Source organism: Paraburkholderia sp. J69-1 (genome assembly GCF_905220255.1).
Taxonomy (GTDB): Bacteria; Pseudomonadota; Gammaproteobacteria; order Burkholderiales; family Burkholderiaceae; genus Paraburkholderia.
Map to the genome: position 1 here is coordinate 58501 of NZ_CAJMZG010000013.1, position 19668 is coordinate 78168.

The 19668-nt window shown below is 62.3% G+C and carries 21 protein-coding genes; 13 read left to right on the plus strand and 8 right to left on the minus strand.

All coding sequences use genetic code 11. The annotated features are described in order from the left end of the window. Position 1 precedes the first annotated feature (1 nt). Both U5A67_RS23345 and U5A67_RS23350 read right to left on the minus strand, forming a co-directional pair. The gene (locus tag U5A67_RS23345; protein ID WP_321816043.1) at positions 2-832 is read right to left on the minus strand and encodes an alpha/beta hydrolase; all 831 of its coding nucleotides are present in this window, start codon (positions 830-832) and stop codon (positions 2-4) included. Next, entirely contained in the window at positions 801-1403 is a 603-nt protein-coding gene (locus U5A67_RS23350; RefSeq protein WP_205985985.1) for an amino acid synthesis family protein, read from the minus strand. The genes U5A67_RS23345 and U5A67_RS23350 overlap by 32 nt, the downstream gene beginning before the upstream one ends. Positions 1404-1540: 137 nt before the next feature. On the opposite strand from U5A67_RS23350, the gene U5A67_RS23355 reads away from it, so the two are divergent. Both U5A67_RS23355 and U5A67_RS23360 read left to right on the plus strand, forming a co-directional pair. Then, positions 1541-2218: a GntR family transcriptional regulator gene (locus U5A67_RS23355; protein WP_321816044.1), complete on the plus strand. Its 678-nt coding sequence runs from the start codon at positions 1541-1543 to the stop codon at positions 2216-2218. Beyond that, positions 2215-2505: a DUF1330 domain-containing protein gene (locus tag U5A67_RS23360; protein ID WP_321816045.1), complete on the plus strand. Its 291-nt coding sequence runs from the start codon at positions 2215-2217 to the stop codon at positions 2503-2505. The genes U5A67_RS23355 and U5A67_RS23360 overlap by 4 nt, the downstream gene beginning before the upstream one ends. 16 nt (positions 2506-2521) lie before the next feature. On the opposite strand, the gene U5A67_RS23365 is transcribed toward U5A67_RS23360, so the two are convergent. Both U5A67_RS23365 and U5A67_RS23370 read right to left on the minus strand, forming a co-directional pair. Further along, positions 2522-4474: a putative bifunctional diguanylate cyclase/phosphodiesterase gene (locus U5A67_RS23365; RefSeq protein WP_321816046.1), complete on the minus strand. Its 1953-nt coding sequence runs from the start codon at positions 4472-4474 to the stop codon at positions 2522-2524. 107 nt (positions 4475-4581) lie between these two features. After that, positions 4582-6591, minus strand: coding sequence for an SMP-30/gluconolactonase/LRE family protein (locus tag U5A67_RS23370; protein ID WP_321816047.1), 2010 nt, complete (start codon positions 6589-6591; stop codon positions 4582-4584). Between the two features lie 418 nt (positions 6592-7009). Here U5A67_RS23370 and U5A67_RS23375 point away from each other — a divergent pair, with 418 nt between their 5' ends. The 6 genes from U5A67_RS23375 to U5A67_RS23400 all read left to right on the plus strand — a co-directional run bounded on the left by U5A67_RS23375 (position 7010) and on the right by U5A67_RS23400 (position 13290). After that, the gene (locus U5A67_RS23375) at positions 7010-7381 is read left to right on the plus strand and encodes a hypothetical protein (protein WP_321816048.1); all 372 of its coding nucleotides are present in this window, start codon (positions 7010-7012) and stop codon (positions 7379-7381) included. Positions 7382-7539: 158 nt separating this feature from the next. Then, a complete protein-coding gene (locus U5A67_RS23380; protein ID WP_205985991.1) occupies positions 7540-7890 on the plus strand; it encodes a PilZ domain-containing protein in 351 nt (116 codons plus the stop codon). A 267-nt stretch (positions 7891-8157) separates the two neighbouring features. Beyond that, positions 8158-9813: a GMC family oxidoreductase gene (locus tag U5A67_RS23385; RefSeq protein ID WP_321816049.1), complete on the plus strand. Its 1656-nt coding sequence runs from the start codon at positions 8158-8160 to the stop codon at positions 9811-9813. Positions 9814-9982: 169 nt separating this feature from the next. After that, complete coding sequence (locus tag U5A67_RS23390; RefSeq protein ID WP_321816050.1) at positions 9983-11377, plus strand: purine-cytosine permease family protein; 1395 nt, start codon at positions 9983-9985, stop codon at positions 11375-11377. 183 nt (positions 11378-11560) lie between these two features. After that, positions 11561-12043, plus strand: a complete 483-nt coding sequence (locus U5A67_RS23395) for a MarR family winged helix-turn-helix transcriptional regulator (RefSeq protein WP_321816051.1) — start codon at positions 11561-11563, stop codon at positions 12041-12043. 11 nt (positions 12044-12054) lie between these two features. Beyond that, positions 12055-13290: an MFS transporter gene (locus tag U5A67_RS23400; protein ID WP_321816052.1), complete on the plus strand. Its 1236-nt coding sequence runs from the start codon at positions 12055-12057 to the stop codon at positions 13288-13290. Positions 13291-13317: 27 nt separating this feature from the next. Here U5A67_RS23400 and U5A67_RS23405 read toward each other — a convergent pair whose 3' ends face one another. Both U5A67_RS23405 and U5A67_RS23410 read right to left on the minus strand, forming a co-directional pair. After that, on the minus strand, positions 13318-13641 hold the full coding sequence (locus U5A67_RS23405; protein ID WP_321816175.1) for a type II toxin-antitoxin system HicB family antitoxin: 324 nt from the start codon (positions 13639-13641) through the stop codon (positions 13318-13320). After that, positions 13641-13916, minus strand: a complete 276-nt coding sequence (locus U5A67_RS23410; protein ID WP_321816053.1) for a toxin HicA — start codon at positions 13914-13916, stop codon at positions 13641-13643. Before U5A67_RS23410 ends, U5A67_RS23405 begins: the two co-directional genes overlap by 1 nt. 244 nt (positions 13917-14160) lie before the next feature. On the opposite strand from U5A67_RS23410, the gene U5A67_RS23415 reads away from it, so the two are divergent. The 5 genes from U5A67_RS23415 (at position 14161) to U5A67_RS23435 (ending at position 17573) form a co-directional block, all read left to right on the plus strand. Beyond that, entirely contained in the window at positions 14161-14559 is a 399-nt protein-coding gene (locus U5A67_RS23415; RefSeq protein ID WP_321816054.1) for a hypothetical protein, read from the plus strand. 321 nt (positions 14560-14880) lie between these two features. After that, positions 14881-15252, plus strand: a complete 372-nt coding sequence (locus U5A67_RS23420) for a GFA family protein (RefSeq protein ID WP_321816176.1) — start codon at positions 14881-14883, stop codon at positions 15250-15252. Continuing rightward, the gene (locus tag U5A67_RS23425; RefSeq protein ID WP_205985997.1) at positions 15249-15437 is read left to right on the plus strand and encodes a hypothetical protein; all 189 of its coding nucleotides are present in this window, start codon (positions 15249-15251) and stop codon (positions 15435-15437) included. Before U5A67_RS23420 ends, U5A67_RS23425 begins: the two co-directional genes overlap by 4 nt. Before the next feature lie 7 nt (positions 15438-15444). Next, complete coding sequence (locus U5A67_RS23430; RefSeq protein ID WP_321816055.1) at positions 15445-16188, plus strand: response regulator; 744 nt, start codon at positions 15445-15447, stop codon at positions 16186-16188. Further along, complete coding sequence (locus U5A67_RS23435; RefSeq protein WP_205985999.1) at positions 16185-17573, plus strand: ATP-binding protein; 1389 nt, start codon at positions 16185-16187, stop codon at positions 17571-17573. The genes U5A67_RS23430 and U5A67_RS23435 overlap by 4 nt, the downstream gene beginning before the upstream one ends. Before the next feature lie 51 nt (positions 17574-17624). Here U5A67_RS23435 and U5A67_RS23440 read toward each other — a convergent pair whose 3' ends face one another. Continuing rightward, positions 17625-17993, minus strand: coding sequence for a Rieske 2Fe-2S domain-containing protein (locus U5A67_RS23440; RefSeq protein ID WP_205986000.1), 369 nt, complete (start codon positions 17991-17993; stop codon positions 17625-17627). 123 nt (positions 17994-18116) lie between these two features. After that, positions 18117-19541, minus strand: coding sequence for a PLP-dependent aminotransferase family protein (locus U5A67_RS23445; RefSeq protein WP_321816056.1), 1425 nt, complete (start codon positions 19539-19541; stop codon positions 18117-18119). Between the last annotated feature and the right edge of the window lie 127 nt (positions 19542-19668).

Below are 19668 nucleotides of genomic sequence, written 5' to 3' on the forward strand. Positions count from 1 at the left end.
ATCAGACTTCCGACTTCAAGGATTCGGTCTGCGCGGCACGTTGCGCTTCAACCTGTAACCAGTCGCGCAGGGCGCGATTGACGGCTTCGGGCGCGGTCAGATTCGCCATGTGGCGCTCGTTTTCCAGCACGACCGCGCGGCCGTTGCGTGCCGCGCCGGCCATCTGGCGCGCCATTTCCGGCGTCGAGTTCGGGTCGTCCGAACCGGTCAGCACGAGCGCCGGGCAGGCGATCGAGTGCCAGCCGTCGGCGTAGACTTCATCGCCTTTCGCGAAGGCCGTGTACGCCGTGGCGTAGCCCGCGAGATCGACCGACTTCAGCCAGCCTTCGACCTTGTGGGCGGCAACCTGCTGCGCTTCCTCGGCGTTGAACCAGCGCTTGAGCGGCGTTTCCACGTCGATGGTGCCGGAGCGCAGTTCGGCGGCGCGTTGCAGCACCGCTTCGCGCGCTTCGGGCGTACGGCGATACACACCGTTCAGGACTGCCACGCGTTTGACCAGGTCGGGGCGGGTAGCCGCCACGCCCGCCGAGATCAGCGAACCCATCGAGTGACCGGCCAGGTTCACCGGGCCGGCGTCCAGCGCCTCGATGAAGGCGATCGCCCACGCCACGAACTGTTGCAGGCCCGCGCCGGTGTCGAGTGCATCGCTCTGGCCGTGGCCCGGCATATCGACGGCAATCACGCGGAAATCGCGCGACAGATCGTCGATCTGCGGGTACCACGCGTGCGCCTGCATGCCCACACCGTGGATCAGGACCAGCGGCTCGCCGCTGCCCTGTTCCAGGTAGTGCGCGACGCGCTTATCGGACAGCTGCAGGGTTTTTGACGTCATTTCCGAGCTCTGCGAGGTCTTTGTAGCGATCGCCAATGCGGTGATGCGGACGGCCACCCGTGGCGCCGCCGATAGCGATGACGAGTTCGTCGGCTGCCGGCGCATCGGGGATGGCGAATTGCAGCGTCAGGTAGTGCGAACGGCGGCCTTCGTCGTTCTTGTCCATCATCGGGATCAGCAGCGGCGCATTGGCCGGGCCGCGCGTGTTGTTGAACGCCAGGTACGACTTCGCGCCAACGGCCGAGCGGTAGGTATTGCCGAAGTGCAGCGTGTGGATCAGCGCCGATGCATGTTCGAGCTCGCCGTCCAGACCGACGATCGCGCTCTTGCCGAACGCTTCGATCGCTTCGCCCGAACCGGCTTCGTCGAGGATCAGCTTCGTCAGATGCGCGCTCAGTTGCGGCGCGAGTTCGCGGATTTCCGGCGAGAGGTCTTCGACGTAACCGCGGCCTGCCCACGGGTTCTTGATCACGGCCACGGCGCCGATCATCTTCAGCGGCTGCGGGGCGGCTTTGTCGCCGTCGACGAAGACGGTCTCGACGTGGAGGATGGACTTGCGAATCAGGCTCATTGCGCGTTCCTTGCGTGCGTTGATTGTGTGAGATAGTTTGGTATACCATAGTACGGCATGCCATGAGTGTTAACCCTGAACGGGCATAAAAGGCCGCCAGGAAGGCGCTCTGGCCGAACGACTGACTACAAAGATTTATGAATCTGACAATTGAGAATCCGCCGGTCACACTGCGCGAGCTGAGCCTGAACAAGCTGCGCAATGCGATCATCAGCGGCTATTTCCCGGCGGGAAAACGGCTGGTGGAGCGCAGCCTGTGCGAGGAAATGGGCGTGAGCCGCTCGGTCGTGCGAGAGGTGATCCGCTATCTGGAGGCGGAAGGGCTGGTCGAGACCATGACGGGGAAAGGTCCCACGGTGTCGTCGATGAGCTGGGAAGTGGCCGCGCAGATCTACCAGATCCGCCTGCTGCTCGAACAGAATGCGGTGGCCGGTTGCACGGCGAATCTCACGCCGGAAACGGCTCTGCAGATTCAGGACTTGCTGGCCGAATTCAAACGCGCATTCGACGGCGACGACGTGAATGCGATCATTGCGGTTTCGTCGACGCTTTATGAAAAGATATTCTCGATCGCGGGCCAGAGCGTTGCGTGGGAAGTCGTGCAGCGGCTCAATGGCCGGATCAGCCGCTTACGCGCGATGACCATGAAATCGACGAATCGCAGTAACAGCGGTTATCAGCGGATTGAAAAGATCTGCCGCGCGATTTGTGAATTGCGCGATCCGGAACTGGCGAGGCTGGCGGTGCACGAACATATCAGCGAAGCCGCCGCTGTCGCTCAACGTATTCTTGAAAACGAACAGGAGAAGTCATGACGGCGTATTGGATTGCCCACGTGAGCGTGCTGGATGCCGACAAATACAAAGGCTATACGGACCTGGCGCCGGAAGCGTTTAAAAAATACGGTGCGGTATTTCTTGCGCGCGGCGGCGCATTCGAGGCGCTGGAAGGCGAAGTGTTCCAGCGTCATGTGGTGATCCAGTTCAAGGATATGGAGACCGCGCTCGCGTGCTATCGCTCGCCCGAATATCAGGCGGCGAAAGCGAAACGGGACGGCTATTGCACCGCCCAGATCGCGATTGTCGAAGGCTTGCCGGTCTGACGCCGAACGCGCGGTATTACGCGGCGGCTGGCGGTGCGCTCAGCGCCGAAAGCGTCGGGCATTCGCTTTCCAGATAGGCCGGGATGGCGGAAGCGTCCATCGGCCGCGCGCAATAGTAGCCCTGAATCAGCATGGCGCCGAGTGCGGAGACCGTGCGCATTTCGGACGCCGTTTCGACGCCTTCGATTACGCATTCGAGCATCATCTGCCGGCTGAGATTGAGCAGGGTCCGCACGACCGTGAAGGCCGTCGTGCCTTCACGCAGGCCGGTCACGAAGGTGCGGTCGATCTTCATGCGCGTGAGCGGCAGATTGCAGAGATACGAAAGACTGGAATAACCGGTGCCGAAGTCGTCGACGGAAAGACCGCAGCCCAGGCTGCGCAATTCCGCCGCGGCTTTGCGCACCTGTTCGAAATCTTGCGCCATCGCCGTTTCGGTGATTTCGAAATCGAGCCGGTTAGGCGCGATGCCGCTTTCGAGGATGCGTTGCGCGAGGCCTGCCATGGCGCGTTCATCGGCGAAATCGTGGGCGGAAAGATTGAACGACAGGCCGATATGCGTGGGCCAATGGCGCGCGCACGCCAGCGCCTTGTTGAATAGCGCGAGCGTCACCACGGTGATCAGCCCGCTGCGTTCGGCGGCGGGAATGAATTCGCCCGGCGTGACATTGCCGAGCGTCGCGCTATGCCAGCGCGCCAGTGCTTCGAAGCCGACCGTGCGCGACTGATCGAGCGCGTAGATCGGCTGAAACGCGACCGTGAGTTCGTTTTCGAGCTCGGGCGAGCGCAATGCCTGCGCGATCTGCGATTCGCGAATGATGGCATTGCGATGCGCTTCCGAGAAAATCGTCACCGAGCCGCGCGCGCGGCGCTTGCCTTCGTAAAGCGCGTAATCGGCCGCTTCGAACAGATCCGATTTATCGCGCGAGCTGTGCGGGTAGGTTGAAAAGCCGATCGTCGCGCCCAGCCGCACCGAACTCTCTCCCAGCGTCACAGGCAGGCGAAACGCGTCGCAGATGCGTCGACCGAGATGCAGAAGATGGCCGTCCGAGCAGTCGCCCGCGACGATCATGCCGAACTCGTCGCCGCCCAGACGCGCAAGCACAGTGGCGCCCGCCGAAGAAGCCGAAAGACGCGCCGCCACTTCGGCCAGCACCTGGTCGCCGGCGCTATGTCCGTGAATATCGTTGACCGATTTAAAGCCGTCGAGATCGATCATGCCGACGGCAAGCCGCTGGCCCGACGCTTGCACGCCATCGAAATGCTGATCGAGCGCATCGAAGAACGCGCGGCGATTGGGCAGGCCGGTGAGGCTGTCGATATTCGCGAGGCGCCGGTTATCGCTTTGTGCGGCCACGAGCGCGGCGAAGTTCTTGAAATGCGTGAACGAGACCACCAGCATCGCGATCGAGACGAGCGACGTATCGATCGCAATCGCCTGAAACACCTCCTTGCCGGACATCAGAAAGGTGATGACGAGCGCGCCATTGACGATGGCCGTGACGGTGAAAGCGGCCTTCACCACATGCATCAGGCAAAAGATCACGCCGATGACCGTGATCGCCATATAGAACGCCACGTGAAGCTTGAAGGCTTCATCGCCGTGCGACAGCAGCGACAACGACCACGCCGTAAAGCCGATCGAGAAAAACCACGCGAGCTTGCGCGTGCCGCGCAGGATCGTGGCCGCCTGTCTGGGCGTGACATTGACTCTTGCGAGCCGCACCCATGACACGACGCGCACCAGACACACGAACGTGAAAATCAGCGGGCAAAGCACGCCCTGCCAGTAGGGGAAGCTGCTTTCATGCGGCAGCACCACGCCCCAGGTGTTGATGATCAGTAGCCCATACATCATCGGCAACTGATAGACCATGACGCGCAACTGCGCGCGATTCAAGGCCGGGCTGTCGCTCGCGGCAGTACAACCTTGAATGGTTCCCCAATATTGAATCAGAAGGTCGAGCATTGTCTGGCGCAAAGGGCTTTGCCGCGGGAACGATAGGTCATGCACACGTTTACGACCGGCCAGGGAAATTCTGGAGGTTCGTGACGAATCTCCCGGCCGGTTTGCGCTTATTTCGAACCGAAAGGCGATGCGAGCATCGCATTGATGACGGCGGTCGATGTTGTCGATGTTGTCGATGTTGTCGAGCTTGCAGCGACCGCAGGCGTCCAGCGATACACCACGAGATTCGAACCGTTGTAATTGTCTTTCGTCACAACATATTCGCCATTCGCGCGCCGGTACGAACGCAGGCCGTACATCGAATCGACGTCATTGCCCACGTACACCGTGCTGGGACGGCTATTGGTGAACGTCGTATCGAGCTTGCCGGTCGTGAGATTGAATGCGTCGATATTGGGCACCGTATGCACATAGCCCACGAAGAGTTCATTGCCGCTGGCTGCAATCGATTTAGCGTTCGCCGCCGAAATCGTAATCACCGGATCGGGCTTTGTTGTATTGCCCGCGAGCCAGCCGTGATACACCTCCACGCGCGAACCTATCGCCGTCCAGTCGCTATTGCCGCTGATGCCTTGCGCGAGTATCAGCGTGTCGCTTTCGGGCAGATAGATGATGCGAGTGAGTTGCGCAATTGTCTTAGGAATAGGCCATGTTTTCGGCGTGCCCCATGACGGTTTGCCGTTTGCGTCGAAACCCGTCAACGGATAGTGCGAAATGGTGTTGGTCTTGTCGAGTCCGGCCCAGATATCGCCTTTGCTGTCGAGACAGAAGCCGTCGCGAACGCGGGCCGTAGTGTTGAATGCGGTGCCGGGCAGCGTTGCGTCGGGAATGGCGATATAGCCGCTCTGCGCGTTGAAATGGAAGAAGTAGAACGTATCGGGATTCTGGCTCGCTGCGACCAGAATGCGATGGCCGTTCACATACGCGAGTTGCGCGAAATGCTCGCCGCGTTCGTGATCGGCGAGATTGATGCGTGGGTCGGACGGGTACGTAATGGGATCGACCGTATTGGCGACGAAGGTGCCGCCCGCCGTGCCGGTATAGAGATGGGTGCCGCCGTAGAAGAGTGCGCCGTCCGTGCCTGCGTCGGGCGCGCCGTTGCCCTCGAAATTCAGCGACTGCAATTTCCAGCGCAGATTGCCGCTGCCATCGTAGGCGTGAATATCGGTGCCGCCGTCGCGGCCGAGATCCCACGAACCGCCCCACGGATTATTCAGCACGTAAAGCGTGCCGGCCGAATCCTTGCCGATACCATCCACGCGCGTGAAGCGCTTGTCGCCCACCTGACCTTTGAGGCCCGTCGCCGTGTTGAGATAGCCGCCCTTGACGCCGAACGTGCCGGTCGCAAACGGCACGCCTGCGACGTTGTACAGCTTGATATTCATGTCCGGGCCGGAATCGCCGATCATCAATTGCGCGGTCTGCGAATCGAAATAGAGCGACGAAGGCCGCGCCGTTGCGCCGAGTGAAATCGTATTGCGCTTTTCGCCGTTCGGGCCGAATTCGACCACGCTGCCGGTGCTCTTTTGCGCGGCCCAGAGATTGCCCGCGGCATCGATAGCCAGTGCGCCTGGACCCGCCAGGCTGATATCGCGTTGCCATACGCCTGCGGTGCTGAACACGCGCACGCGATTGCCCGGGAAATCGCTCGCATACAGCAGTGAACCCGAAGTAGCGAGACCGGTGACGACATCGGCCAGACGCTCGGTCGTCGTGTTGCTCACGCTGACAAGCAGATCGCGCGCACGGCTCGTGCGGTTGTAGCGGCCGACCTTGCCGCTGCCGTAGGCGCTGTTGAACTGCATGGCGACGAATAGCGACGTCGCATTGCCGGTGATCGCGCCGCCCTGAAAATCGCTATGTCCGCCGATCGAGCCGATGCTCTGGCCGTTCTGATAGAGCGCGACGCCGCCTTCGTTTTCGTCCCACATCGACGAGGTATAAATCACGCCTTCGGGCGCGACCCACATCGAGCGCGCCACGTTGCCCACGCGTGTGGCATTGGTGCCGAAGCTATTGGCCAGCCAGTCCGTTGAATATTGCGCTTCGCAAATGGGCGCGAGCGCCGTCGTGAGTGCGACCGCGAACAGCGCGGTGCAGAGTCGTTTCACAAGCATGAGAAGGGGTGTTCCGTCACACGTTACGCGGCCAGGCGCGTGCTGATGTTTGCGGGTTGCCAGTTCCGCTGATTCCAGGCCGAGCCCTGACGATTCGATCGCTTGCGCCGGGCTTTCAAAGCCACGACGCGTCGAATGGGTGCGGGGTAACTAACCGGTTAACGGCAGGCGCTCGATGAATTTGAGTGGTTTTAATGAGGGCCATGTTTGACCGGATCCGAGACCGAATTCGAATCCGATTCCGGGACCGGAGCGGGGCGTGCGGGCGCAAGTAGATCTCAACCGGCCGGTTCGGATTGCCGCTCGGTTCATGGCGCAAACGCTTGCGCAGAAGATCGACGTTCAGGAATCAACGCGGGGGTAAGTTGACGCCTCTGTTCAAGGACTCGAATTGGCGTGCGGCGGATTTTCGCGCGGCGTGACCGGACTGATGGCGGGACTGACTGCGGATGCCATCGCCTTCAAGCGATTTCCGGTATCGCTGTCGCTGGCGGACTCGGTCTGCGGATGTTCGCCTTCGCTCGCGCGCTTGCAGCCGCTAATCGATACGGCAGTCGAGGTGCAAACGATTGCGGTAATCAGCCAGAGCGTGGCGCGTTGTGAAATGGCGTGTTTCATCGTCGCTCTCCTGAAAAAAGTTGTGCCGATGCATAACCCTTTCAGCGCATTTCATGATCCCAATCCCGCTGCATTTCAGTTCATTACATTGCAGCCGATTCACGCCAAATGGTTTGCCCGTTGGTTTGCCCGTTTCCTGCGAATTACGAAAATGCGCGTGGCATGGCACTAATTGTTAGTGCGCGACTTCTTGCTGGCACGTTACAATCCACGCCTGGCATCGTAATTGCATCAGCGTTTCCTTTACACGGAATTCGGGGCTGCACTTTAACAAGTCCGTGAAAGCGATCAGCCGATAAAAATAAATCACGAGAAACGGGTGTTATTCACATGGCAAGTGAAATGGATTTGCGGCGGGACGTCCGCACACCGATGTTGTTCGCACCACTGCTGCTGAACAAGGATGGCCGGGCGCTCGCACAGGTCGCCGACCTGAGCTCGAACGGGGCGCTTCTGCACGCGCGCAATGGCCTGTTTTCTCGCGGCGAAACCGTGTCGGGCTGGCTGCAGTCCTCGGCAATCGACGACGAAGACGAGATCGTGGTTGCGGTATACCTCGACGTTCGATGGGTCTCGGAAGATCACGAACGAGGCTGGACCCGTGTGGGCTGCGAAATGCACCAGCTCGATCCCCGGTCGAAGGCGCGCCTGCACACATTGATCGAAAAAGCCGCACCATAATTGTTCTTCGACGGCTTTACGGCGCTGTCATTGATCTGGATAACTGAGTAATCGATTCCTCCCAGGACTCGCGGCATGGTGTGCCGCTCTCCTGGCGACGCCGCACGCGCGCAGCCATCACACCCGTCGCATCGAGCGCTCCTCTCGAGCGAGCTTTTTCCTTGCCAGCGACCACAAAAAACCTCATTTCGCTATTTTTTTGTGCTGCCGAAAATCTGGCATCCAGCAACGGCCGCTCCGGCCGTGCGGCTCAAACGAGGAAAAAGCATGCCAGGTGAGACCACTTCTATCGATATGACGGACGCCTTCGACTATGTGATCGTGGGTGCGGGCTCGTCGGGTTGCGTGCTGGCGAACCGCTTGAGCCAGGACCCGGGTGTGAGCGTGTGCCTGATCGAAGCGGGCAGTCACGACAACAACGTGCGGATTCAGACGCCCGCCGGCACCATAACGCTCTACAAAAGCAAAAAGTACAGCTGGAATTTTTTCTCGGCGCCCCAGAAGAACCTGAACAATCGCAGCCTGCACACGCCGCGCGGCAAGGCGCTGGGCGGTTCTAGCTCGATGAACAGCATGATCTACATTCGCGGTCATGCGAGCGACTACGACAAATGGGAAGCGGCCGGCTGCGCCGGTTGGGGCTGGAAAGACGTGCTGCCGTATTTCCGCAAGTCCGAGAATAACCGGTTGGGTCAAGACCCCAGCCTGCATGGCACGAAGGGCGAGCTTCACGTGGATGTGCCGCGCGATCCCAACCCGGTCTCCAGCCTGTTCGTGAAGGCGGCGGAGCGTGTTGGCATCCGGCGCAACACGGATTTCAACGGCCGGGCGTTCGAAGGCTGCGGCATCTATAACGTCACCCAGAAAGACGCCAAACGCCTGTCGAGCTATCGCGCCTTCGTCGCGCCAGTTCGTCAGCGTGCGAACCTGACGGTCCTCACCGATTGTGCGGTGCGATCGATCATCCTCGAAAACAAGGTGGCGAAGGGCGTGAACGTTGTTGCCAACGGCGTCGCGAAGGCGATCGTCGCGCGCCGGGAAGTCATTCTGAGCGCTGGCGCGCTGGGTACGCCGCAACTGATGCTGGCCTCCGGCATCGGGCCGAAAGCGGCGCTCGAACAGGCCGGAGTCGAGGTTCGCCACGATCTGCCGGGGGTGGGCAAGAATCTGCAGGACCATCTCGACGGCCTGATCACGGTTCGTTCGAACAGCACGAAAACGCTGGGTTTCTCGCTCGGTGCGCTGCCCAATGTGATTGCCGCGCCGCTGCGCTATGTGTTCGGGCAGAAAGGCTGGCTCACGACCAATTACGTCGAAGCGGGCGGCTTCGCGCGCACGCCGCTATCGGCCGATCTGCCCGATGTGCAGTTCCATTTCGTGCCCGGTTATCGCAGCCATCGCGGCCGCCTGTTCGAATGGGGTCACGGCTACGCGGTGCATACCTGCGTGCTGCGTCCGAAAAGCATCGGCGAGGTGACGCTGAATCGCGAGGGCCAACTCGTGATCGACTTCAATTTCCTTTCGAATCCCGAAGATGGCCGCGTGCTGGTGGAAGGCCTGAAGCTCGCGCGCAAAATTCTCGCCGATCCGGCATTCGACGCAATTCGCGGCAAGGAAATGCTGCCGGGCGCAGCAGTGCAGACCGACGAACAACTCTGGGCCTATATCCGCGAGTACGGGGCCACCGTGTTTCATCCGGTCGGCACCTGCAAGATGGGCGTGGATGCGATGAGTGTCGTCGATCCCGCAAGCCTGAAGGTGAACGGAATCGAAGGGCTGCGTATCGCGGATGCCTCGATCATGCCCATCCTGATCAGCGGCAATACCAACGCGCCTTGCATCATGATCGGCGAGAAAGCGGCCGACATGATTCTGGGTCGCCAGCACGCGCCCAGCGAGGCTGCGCCGGCCGCGATCGGCTGAAAGTTGCGCTTTCGTGGTGCATAACGGCTTTCGCCTATGTGCGGTTATGCACCAGATTGTTTAACAAGAAAAAAGCTATGCAAGGGCAAGCTATTTCGTTCTTTCGTCGCGCTTTTTGTTGTTGAACAGTGTCGCTGTTATCGAACTGCGCCACTCAGAAGGAGACCCCATGGCCGAAGATACGATTGCCCATCTGGAGCAAAGCACTATTCAGCGCATTCCGCGCTCCGAGCGCCACGGCAAGGCCAGCGATCTGTTCACGATCTGGTTCGGCTCGAACATCATGATGCTGACGATCGTGACTGGCGCGCTGGCCGTCACCGTGTTCAAGCAACCGTTCTGGTGGGGCGTGCTGGGTATCGTGATCGGCACGCTGGTGGGCGCGATTTTCATGGCGCTGCATTCCGCACAGGGCCCGCAACTCGGCGTGCCACAAATGGTTCAGACGCGCGGCCAGTTTGGTTCGATCGGCTCGCTGCTGGTGGTGGCGCTCGTCGTGATCATGTATCTGGGTTTTTTCGCGTCGAATCTCGTGCTTGGCGGTCAGGCGCTCGCCAGTCTGACGCCGGCCGTCACGGTCAATAACGGCGTGCTGGGGGTCGGTGCGTTGAGTCTTGTCGCGACGATCTTCGGCTACAACCTGATTCACGCCTATACGCGCCTCATGACCTGGCTTTCGGGGCTGGTGCTCGTGCTGACCTTCGCATGGATTATCTTCGTGCACGGCCTGCCCGCCGATTTCTTCACGAAGAACAGCGCCAATCTCACGGGCTTTCTCGGCACGATCTCGGTGGCGGCGCTCTGGCAGATCGCTTACGCACCCTATGTGTCGGACTACTCGCGTTACATGCCTGAAGAAACCGGCGCACGCACCGCGTTCTGGTCGAGCTATTGGGGTTGCTCGCTGGGCTCGATTTTCCCGATGATTCTGGGCGCAATGGTGGGCCTGCTCGTCAGCGATGGCGATGTCGTCACCGGCCTCACCAAGGTCACGCACGGCATTGCGCCGCTCGTCGTGATCGTGCTCTCCGTGGGTATTGCCGCGACGAATGCAATGAATCTCTATTGCGGCACGCTTTCGACCATCACGATCTTCCAGACGCTGTTTCCGGACTGGCAGGCCAAGGCGCGCGCTCGCGCCATCACGGCGGTCATTCTGTTCAGCATTTCGCTGATGATCGCCTTGTTCGGGCAGAGCAATTTCCTGGTCGAATACACCAACTTCATTTTGCTGCTGCTCTATGTGCTGGTGCCCTGGACGGCTGTGAATCTGATCGACTACTACCTCGTGTGTCACGGCGAATACGACGTCGATTCGTTCTTCCGCGCCGATGGCGGTGTGTACGGCCGCTTCAACGGCGTCGCGATCTTCGCCTACCTCTTCGGGATCGTCGTTCAACTGCCGTTCGTCGCAACGGATATGTACACCGGCCCGGTCGCCAAAATGCTCAATGGTGCCGATCTTTCGTGGATCGTGGGCCTCGTGCTGACGTCGGTGGTCTACTACGCCGCCTGCAAGTTCTTCCGCGCACCTACGCAGATTCGCCGCGCCAAAGCGGTGTGATCCACTAGTCACGCCAGTCACGCCAGTCGATCAAAACCGCCTCCTCGAGTGGTATCGAGGAGGCGGTTTTGCATTTCCGGGCAGGAAAGTCGACCAACCGGCCGCACGTACGCTTGAAACAGGGTACGTACAGATATGAAGTTTAGCTTTGCAGTTTGGCTTCATATTTCCTAAAATGCGCGGATGAGCTCCCGCCCGACATCCGCCCAAACCTCTTCTTCGGCATCCGCCGAACCCGTTTCCGCCCAGGCCGATGCGCTGGCCGGCGAGCTACGCACGCTGGTCGGCAAACTCAAGCGGCGCCTGCGCGAACAGGCGAGCGCCGGAGACTTCACGCCATCGCAACTGGCCACGCTGCAGCGTCTGGAACGCGACGGGCCGGCCACGGTATCGAGCCTCGCGCGCGCTGAAGGCATGCGCCCGCAGTCGATGGGCACGGTGGTCGCCGCGCTCGAATCGGCCGGTTTGCTGACCGGCGCGCCGGACCCGGCCGATGGCCGCCAGACGCTCTGGTCGCTCACTGACGCTTTCGCAAGCTGGATGCGCGAAAGCCGCGCAGCACGCCAGGACTGGCTCGCGCGCACGATCGAGGCGCGCCTGGATCGCGAAGAGCAGACGCAGCTCGCTCACGCCATCGCGCTGCTCCAGCGGCTCGTGCAGTCGTAACGGAGGCGGCCATGAGCGACTCCTCCGCGGGCATGTTCCGCTCGCTGCGCAGCTTCAATTACCGGGTGTGGGCGGCGGGCGCGATCGTTTCCAATATCGGCACGTGGATGCAGCGCACCGCGCAGGACTGGCTGGTCCTCACGGGGCTCACGCACCACAGCGCCGCAGCAGTGGGCATCGTGATGGGGCTGCAGTTCGGGCCGCAGTTGCTATTTCTGCCGTGGGCGGGCTACGCCGCCGATCACCTCGACCAGCGCCGTCTGCTGATGTTCACGCAGGCCATGCAAGGCGCGCTCGCGCTGGCGCTCGGCCTGCTGACGGTGACCGGCGTGGTGCAGCTCTGGCACGTCTACGTGTTCGCGTTTCTGTTCGGCACGACTACGGCGTTCGATTCGCCGGTGCGGCAGACCTTCGTGTCCGAACTGGTCGGCGACGCCGATCTCGCCAACGCCGTCGCGCTCAATTCCACTTCCTTCAACGCGGCTCGCATGGTCGGGCCGGCCGTGGCGGGCATCGTGATCGCCTCGGTGGGCACGGGCTGGGCCTTTATTTTCAACGGGCTGTCGTTTATCGCCGTGCTGGTGTCGCTCACGCGCCTGCGCGCGCATGAACTGCGCACGCGTGCCCGCGCCAAGCCCGCGAAGGGCAGCCTCGTGGCGGGCTTTCGCTATGTCTGGGGCCGCCCGGATCTGAAGGCGATCGTGGTGATGCTGTTTTTGATCGGCACGTTTGGCCTGAATTTCCCGATCTTTATCTCGACGATGGCCGTGCGCGTCTTTCACGCCGATGCGGGCGGCTACGGCCTGCTTTCGTCGATGATGGCTGTGGGCACGGTGTCGGGCGCGCTGTTCGGCGCGCATCGCAGCAACCCGCGCTTTGCCTCGCTGCTGGTTGCATCGGCGATGTTCGGGGTGGGCTGCACGCTGGCGGCAATCGCGCCTGGCTACGGCTGGTTTGGCGCTGCGCTGGTGGTGATCGGCGTGGCGGCGCTCACGGTGACCACCGAAACCAACAGCCTGATGCAGCTTTCCACCGAGCCTTCGATGCGCGGGCGCGTCATGGCGATCCGGCTGGCCGTGGCGCTGGGCGGCACCCCGATAGGCGCGCCGATTGTCGGCTGGGTGGCCGACCATTGCGGACCGCGCTGGGCGCTGATGGTGGGCGCTTCCTCGGGATTCGCGGCGGCGGCAGTGGCAGTGTGGGTGATGGCGCGCGGCGGGCTCGATCAAGCCAGACGCGAGACCTGAGCGCGCGCACGACGCATACGCGACCGGTTACGCGCAGAGCTTCGCGCTGGCGAGGCGATTCAGGCTCACGCCCTGTTCGTGCGCCTGGATCACGAGCGCGCGATGCGCTTCAGGCGGAATGCGCACCTTGAATTCGCCGCTGTATTTGCGATCGGCGATAGGGTCCGGCACTTTCTCGCCGCTGGCTTCCATTTCCTTCACGGTTTCGGCCACCAGCCGGCGGATACCCAACAGCGCGCCTTCGTGCGATTTATCGAGCCAGGAGAGCGAGGGAAACTCCGCGCATAGCCCAACGTGCTCGCCATCTTCCGGCGACCACGAAATGCGATACGTAAAGTGGTCATGCTTGATCATTGCAGCTCCTTGAGCTTGTTGATTGCGGCGAGGACCTGGCGCACCTGATACACCTTGGCCTTGCCGTGATCGTTCTGGATATTCACGCGCGGGTCGCCGGGCCATGGCATCTTGAACACCGCGTGACTGGTGCCGGTCTGCCGGGCGCCGCCGAAGTGCACTTCGCAGATCCTGTAGAGATCGTGAAAACGCACGTTGGCGGGTTCGCTGCGCATCTGCGCGAGAATCTTGTCTTCGTGATTAATGGTGTCATTATTGGAACCATTCGTCAAGCGGCATGACTTTGGGAAGGGGCGTAACCTTGCGCCCGATCATGGTCCGGATGCGAATGGTGGGCGAAGCAGAAGGGACTGCGGGAACGAGTCCGACCTGAAGATGTTATGAACGCCGGTTTGCGCGCAATAGCTGGCCGAATGGCCAGCGTTGGGCGTGAACGACGCGCACGTTGCGCCGCTCCCGTTGCATGTCTCTGCTACGCTTCGCGCGAATCCTGCTCACGAGACCACCCGCTGCCACATGCATCGCCGCTCTCTTGCCATTCGCATCTTGTTCGCGTTCTGCCTGCTTGCCGGGACCTTCAATCACGCGCGCGCCATCGCGGCGCATGGCCTGCTATGGGATTACGGCTACGGCGCCGATGCGTTGCTCGCAAGCCAGGTTTATTGGAGCCTGCTCACGTTGCTCGATCCATTTGCCGCGCTGCTACTGTTCGTGCGCCCGCGCGCGGGTCTCGCGTTGACCGTTGCGATCATCGTGAGCGATGTGCTGCACAACGGCTATTACGTCGCGCGCCACGGACAGTGGTTCGCGACGTTCTTTGTTTCCCAGGTGGCGTTTTGCGTAGCAGTGCTGGCGTTGACGCCGTTCGCATTAGCGCCGTTTCGCCAGTTTACGCGCGCAGTGCGCCAGGGATAACGAAACAAAATGGCGCGCCTGTCGCGCCAATGCTTTCGAGAGACGCCCCGCGCACCACCGATCGCGTCACATCGATCGGCAAATCGACGCGTGCATGTGCCACCCGTCCACCATCTTCGACCGCCGAAGGCGCGGCATCCGGCTTCCGGCATCGGCTACACGTCTTCGAACGGCGCAAATCCGCAGGTTTTTGTGCCCGGCGTGCAATATTTTGTGTCGCCGGTACAGGCAGATACATTGGGATACAAAGCGCTGGCGGCGCTGCGCTATAAAGCTTCCATCGCCAACGATGCATCGAGGAGAACCACCATGAGCGCCGGAATGAACGCCGAAGTCCTGCACGGTTCGTGTCACTGCGGTGCGGTACGCTTCGAAGTCCGCACCGCGCTTGCGCCCGCTTCGCGCTGCAACTGCAGCCTGTGCCGTCGCAAGGGCGCGCTGATGTCGCCGCCGTTCGCCGCCGCCGAACTCACGATCAAGACCGGCGAAGCGGACCTCACGCTCTATCAGTTCAACACGCAGGTGGCGAAGCACTATTTCTGCAAACACTGTGGCATCTATCCGTTTCATCAGACGCGCAAAGATCCCAGACTGTGGCGCGTGAATCTGGGTTGCATCGATGGCGTGGATGTCTATGCGCTTGAAGCGGGCATCAACGACGGCGCGAGTCTTTCGGTGGTGGAGGACGCATGAGGCGGCTGTTTGCAATGCTCGCGCTGCTGGCGGGCGGCCTGGCGAACGAAGCGGTGCATCCGCTGGTCTGCACGTTGACCACGGCGACGCGTCGCGAGAACAACGAAGCCAGCAACGACCCCGAAAACGATAGCGATGACGACCGGCGGCACGGTGCGCGTCGGCTCGCGCAGCGCGGAGTATGATCGGCGCATGGAAAAAATCGACCACATTCTGATCGTCGACGACGATCGCGGCATCCGCGAACTGATTGCGGATTACCTCGAAAAGAACGGCATGCGCGTGTCGGTGGCCGCCAATGGCCGCGAGATGCGCGCGGCGCTGGAGAACGGCGCGCCGGACCTCATCGTGCTCGACCTGATGATGCCCGGCGAAGACGGTCTCGTGCTCTGCCGCGATCTGCGCGCGAGCCGTTTTCGCTCTGTGCCGGTGCTGATGCTCACGGCGCGCAGCGAAGAAACGGATCGTATCGTCGGCCTCGAAATGGGCGCGGACGATTACCTCTCCAAGCCCTTCGCCGTGCGCGAACTGCTGGCGCGCATCCGCTCGGTGCTGCGTCGCACGCGCATGCTGCCGCCCGGCATGCAGGTGACGGAAACGGCGACGATGCTTGCGTTCGGCGAATGGCGGCTCGACACCACGGCGCGCCATCTGCTCGACGAGGAAGGCATGCTCGTGGCGCTCTCCGGCGCCGAATATCGCCTGCTGCGCGTGTTTCTCGACAATCCGCAGCGCGTGCTCACGCGCGACCAGTTGCTCAATCTCACGCAGGGGCGTCAGGCCGATGCATTCGACCGCTCGATCGATCTGCTGGTGAGCCGCTTGCGGCAGCGTCTGCGCGACGGCGCGCGCGAGCCGCGTTACATCAAGACGCTGCGCAACGAGGGCTATGTGTTCTCGGCGTCGGTGAATGTGATCGAAGAAGGGCTGACATGAGCGCCGCCACCCAGCACGCGCCGCAGGTGACTCAGGCATCGGCCCGCAACGAAGGCCTGGCGCGCCATTTCCTGCATTGGCCGCGCACCTTGTTCGCGCGGCTCGCGCTGATTCTGTGTCTGGGACTCGCGCTCACGCAGACGCTTTCGGTCTGGCTCACGCTCACCGAACGCGACGAAACCACCGCCAACATGATGATGGATTACGTCGAGCGCGAAGTGGCCAGTTCGGTTGCGCTGCTCGACAATCTGCCGGCCGCCGAGCGCGCCGCGTGGTTGCCGAAGCTCGCGCGGCGCAGCTATGCGTTCGTGCTGGGCGAGGGCGTGCCCGGTGTCGCGCCCGATGCGCAATTGTCGAAACGCTACGAATCGGCGATATCGAAAGGCATCGGCAAACACTACGAAATGACGGCCAACGCGATTCCCGGCCACGACGAACACTTCCAGGTGCATCTGCATCTGAGCGACGGCACGCCGCTCACGATCGACGTGCGCCCGCAACATGCGCTGCCGCTTTCGCGCTGGCTGCCGCTGGTGCTGGCGGTGCAACTGGTGGTGCTGGCGTTCTGCTGCTGGCTGGCGGTGCGCGTGGCGACGCGTCCGCTCAAGGCGCTCGCACAGGCCGCCGATACACTCGGCCCCGACCTCAAGGCCGAGCATCTGGATGAAAACGGTCCCTCCGAAGTTGCCCGCGCCGCACGTGCATTCAACGCGATGCAGGCGCGCATTTCCGGCTATATGGCCGAGCGCATGCAGATTCTCGCGGCCATTTCGCACGATCTGCAAACGCCGATCACACGCATGCGTCTGCGCGTGGACGTGATGGACGACGATAACCAGGGCTCGAAACTCCGCCAGGATCTGCAGGAGATGGAGCAACTGGTGAAGGAAGGCGTCACCTACGCGCGCACGCTGCACGGCGCGGCTGAAGTGCCCGTGCGGCTCGATCTGGATGCGCTGCTCGACAGCCTCGTGTTCGATTACATCGATGCGGGCAGCGACGTGCGTTACGAAACACGCGCCGATGCCGGTGCGCCGCTCGCGGTGGTGACGCGGGCCCAGGCGCTCAAACGTATCGTCGGCAATTTCGTCGATAACGCGCTGAAGTTTGCGGGCGCGGCGGAGATCGCGGTGCTGGATGGGCCGCTCAAAGGGCAGGTGACGATCTCGGTGCTCGACCGTGGGCCGGGCATTCCCGCGGAATCGCTCGAAGCGGTGTTCGAGCCGTTTTACCGGCTGGAAACGTCGCGAAATCGCGGCACGGGCGGCACCGGGCTGGGGTTGGCCATCGCGCGTCAACTGGCGGTGGCGATGGGCGCGCAGCTTTCGCTGCATAACCGCGCGGGCGGCGGTCTGGAAGCGCGCCTTGTTTTGCAGCGCGCCTGAAGCGGATTCCGGCGCGGAATCCGAAGCGGCATTACGTGGCGTGACGTGGCGTCAAGCGGGCGTGGCGGAGAGGGCGTCGATGCAGGCCCAGACAAAGCCGTCGCTTTCGCGCGCGGGATGAACCGTGGCATCGTTGGCGCTCGTGCAGCGCTGCGATGCCGTCCGCTGCGAGGCCACCGTCAACATGCGCACCTGCTGGCCGTTCACGTCGAAGCGCCAGCCGTGCGACGGGCAGGTGAGCAGGCCGCCGCTCACGTCGCCGCCCGAAAGCGGGTCGCCGCGATGCGGGCAGCGGTCGTCCCAGACGTGCACGTCGCCTTCGCCATCGCGCCAGACCACGAGGCGCAGCGCGCCGAGCGTCACGGCGCGCGCCGTACCCGCCGCAACCTCATCGCTGGCGCAGACCCGTGACCAGTCCATCGCGTCGTCCTCGCACTGCAGTGCTGCGTTCGCACCTCGTCCCGTAAGTGGCATACCTGTCGACTCATCCAGAAAGCATTGGAGAGCCCATCTTACGACACCCGGCAAAAGTCTGGCGTTGGCTCAACGCGACACACGCACCGCAGGATCGGTCAGCAGCTTGCCGAGCCCGCGCATGGCCGCTTCGATCCGGTCGCTCCACGGATGGCCGAAGTTGAGCCGGATGCAATTGCGAAAGCCATGCTCGGGCGAAAAAATCGGCCCCGGCGCGAGACTCACGCCGCCCGCAATCGCAAGCCGGTGCAGCGCCATGGCATCGATCGCCTCGGGCAATTCGAGCCACACGAAATAGCCGCCGCCTGGTCGCGCATAGCGCACGCCGCGCGGCAGCCAGCGCCGGATCGCGCGCTCCATCTCCACGAGTTGCGCGCGCAGCGCCGCACGCACCTTGCGCAGATGGCGGTCGTAACTGCCGTGCTGCAGATAATCGGCGATCCCGGCCTGCACGGGAATACTCGCCGAAAGCGTGGACATCAGCTTGAGGCGCTGCACTTTCTGCGCGTAGCGTCCCGCCGCCGTCCAGCCGATGCGATATCCCGGCGCAAGCGTCTTCGAAAACGAACTGCAATGCATGACGAGGCCGTGCTTGTCGAACGCAAGAGCGGGCAGCGGATAGTCGGATTCGAAATGCAGTTCGCCGTAGACATCGTCTTCGATCAGCGGCACGTCGTGGCGCGCGAGCAACTCCACCAGCGCGCGTTTTTTATCGACGCCGAGCGTCACGCCGGTCGGGTTCTGGAAGTTGGTCATGAACCAGCATGCGCGGATCGGATGACGCTCCAGCGCCGCCGCGAGCGCATCGAGATCGAGCCCCGTGACGGGATCGACGCGAATGGGCACGGCGCGCAGATCGAGCCGTTCGATCGCCTGCAAAGCCGCGTAAAAACCGGGCGATTCCACCGCCACGCAATCGCCCGGACGCGTGACGGCCATCAGACAAAGATTGAGCGCTTCGAGCGCGCCGTTGGTCACGACGATTTCATTCATCGGCTGGGCGATGCCGATGCCCATATAACGCAGCGCGATCTGCTGGCGCAGCGCCTCGTTGCCGGGCGGCAGATCGACCACCGTGCTCCACGCATGCAGATGACGCGCCGCCGTGCCGAGCGATTTCGCGAGACGTTCGAGCGGAAAGAGTTGCGGCGAGGGGAACGCGGAACCGAGCGGCACGATATCGGGCTCGCGCGCGGCGTCGAGCACTGAAAACACGAGATCGCTGATATCGACCTTGCCAGCCGTGGCAAGCGATACACGTTCAGCCGTTGGGGACGACACGCTCGCACCAGGCGCCACGTAATAGCCGGAGCGCTCCTGCGCGCGCACAAGCCCCCATTCTTCGAGCAGATAATACGCACGCGTGGCGGTGGCCTGGCTCACGTTATGTTGCGCGATCACGTGGCGCAAGGAAGGCATGCGCGCGCCCACGGGAATGCTGCCGGAGCGGATCTCTTCGGCCATGGTGTGCGCGAGGGTTTCGTATCGATGCATCGGGGTGGCAGGCGCGCGGCGATCAGGTCGAAAACTCTGCATCCTACGATGATGCGCACGAATCTGCTACGGAATCCTCATGTCCGGATCATGTCTGCATGCGGCATTTTGCGCGCTGCTGCGATGG

Excerpts from the sequence above, each read along its gene's own strand:
- U5A67_RS23345 (WP_321816043.1), bottom strand. The coding sequence starts at position 832 with ATGACGTCAAAAACCCTGCAGCTGTCCGATAAGCGCGTCGCGCACTAC.
- U5A67_RS23370 (WP_321816047.1), bottom strand. The coding sequence starts at position 6,591 with ATGCTTGTGAAACGACTCTGCACCGCGCTGTTCGCGGTCGCACTCACG.
- U5A67_RS23380 (WP_205985991.1), top strand. The coding sequence starts at position 7,540 with ATGGCAAGTGAAATGGATTTGCGGCGGGACGTCCGCACACCGATGTTG.
- U5A67_RS23360 (WP_321816045.1), top strand. The coding sequence starts at position 2,215 with ATGACGGCGTATTGGATTGCCCACGTGAGCGTGCTGGATGCCGACAAA.
- U5A67_RS23415 (WP_321816054.1), top strand. The coding sequence starts at position 14,161 with ATGCATCGCCGCTCTCTTGCCATTCGCATCTTGTTCGCGTTCTGCCTG.
- U5A67_RS23390 (WP_321816050.1), top strand. The coding sequence starts at position 9,983 with ATGGCCGAAGATACGATTGCCCATCTGGAGCAAAGCACTATTCAGCGC.
- U5A67_RS23420 (WP_321816176.1), top strand. The coding sequence starts at position 14,881 with ATGAACGCCGAAGTCCTGCACGGTTCGTGTCACTGCGGTGCGGTACGC.
- U5A67_RS23395 (WP_321816051.1), top strand. The coding sequence starts at position 11,561 with ATGAGCTCCCGCCCGACATCCGCCCAAACCTCTTCTTCGGCATCCGCC.
- U5A67_RS23385 (WP_321816049.1), top strand. The coding sequence starts at position 8,158 with ATGCCAGGTGAGACCACTTCTATCGATATGACGGACGCCTTCGACTAT.
- U5A67_RS23425 (WP_205985997.1), top strand. The coding sequence starts at position 15,249 with ATGAGGCGGCTGTTTGCAATGCTCGCGCTGCTGGCGGGCGGCCTGGCG.
- U5A67_RS23430 (WP_321816055.1), top strand. The coding sequence starts at position 15,445 with ATGGAAAAAATCGACCACATTCTGATCGTCGACGACGATCGCGGCATC.
- U5A67_RS23350 (WP_205985985.1), bottom strand. The coding sequence starts at position 1,403 with ATGAGCCTGATTCGCAAGTCCATCCTCCACGTCGAGACCGTCTTCGTC.
- U5A67_RS23355 (WP_321816044.1), top strand. The coding sequence starts at position 1,541 with ATGAATCTGACAATTGAGAATCCGCCGGTCACACTGCGCGAGCTGAGC.
- U5A67_RS23435 (WP_205985999.1), top strand. The coding sequence starts at position 16,185 with ATGAGCGCCGCCACCCAGCACGCGCCGCAGGTGACTCAGGCATCGGCC.
- U5A67_RS23445 (WP_321816056.1), bottom strand. The coding sequence starts at position 19,541 with ATGCATCGATACGAAACCCTCGCGCACACCATGGCCGAAGAGATCCGC.
- U5A67_RS23440 (WP_205986000.1), bottom strand. The coding sequence starts at position 17,993 with ATGGACTGGTCACGGGTCTGCGCCAGCGATGAGGTTGCGGCGGGTACG.
- U5A67_RS23400 (WP_321816052.1), top strand. The coding sequence starts at position 12,055 with ATGAGCGACTCCTCCGCGGGCATGTTCCGCTCGCTGCGCAGCTTCAAT.
- U5A67_RS23365 (WP_321816046.1), bottom strand. The coding sequence starts at position 4,474 with ATGCTCGACCTTCTGATTCAATATTGGGGAACCATTCAAGGTTGTACT.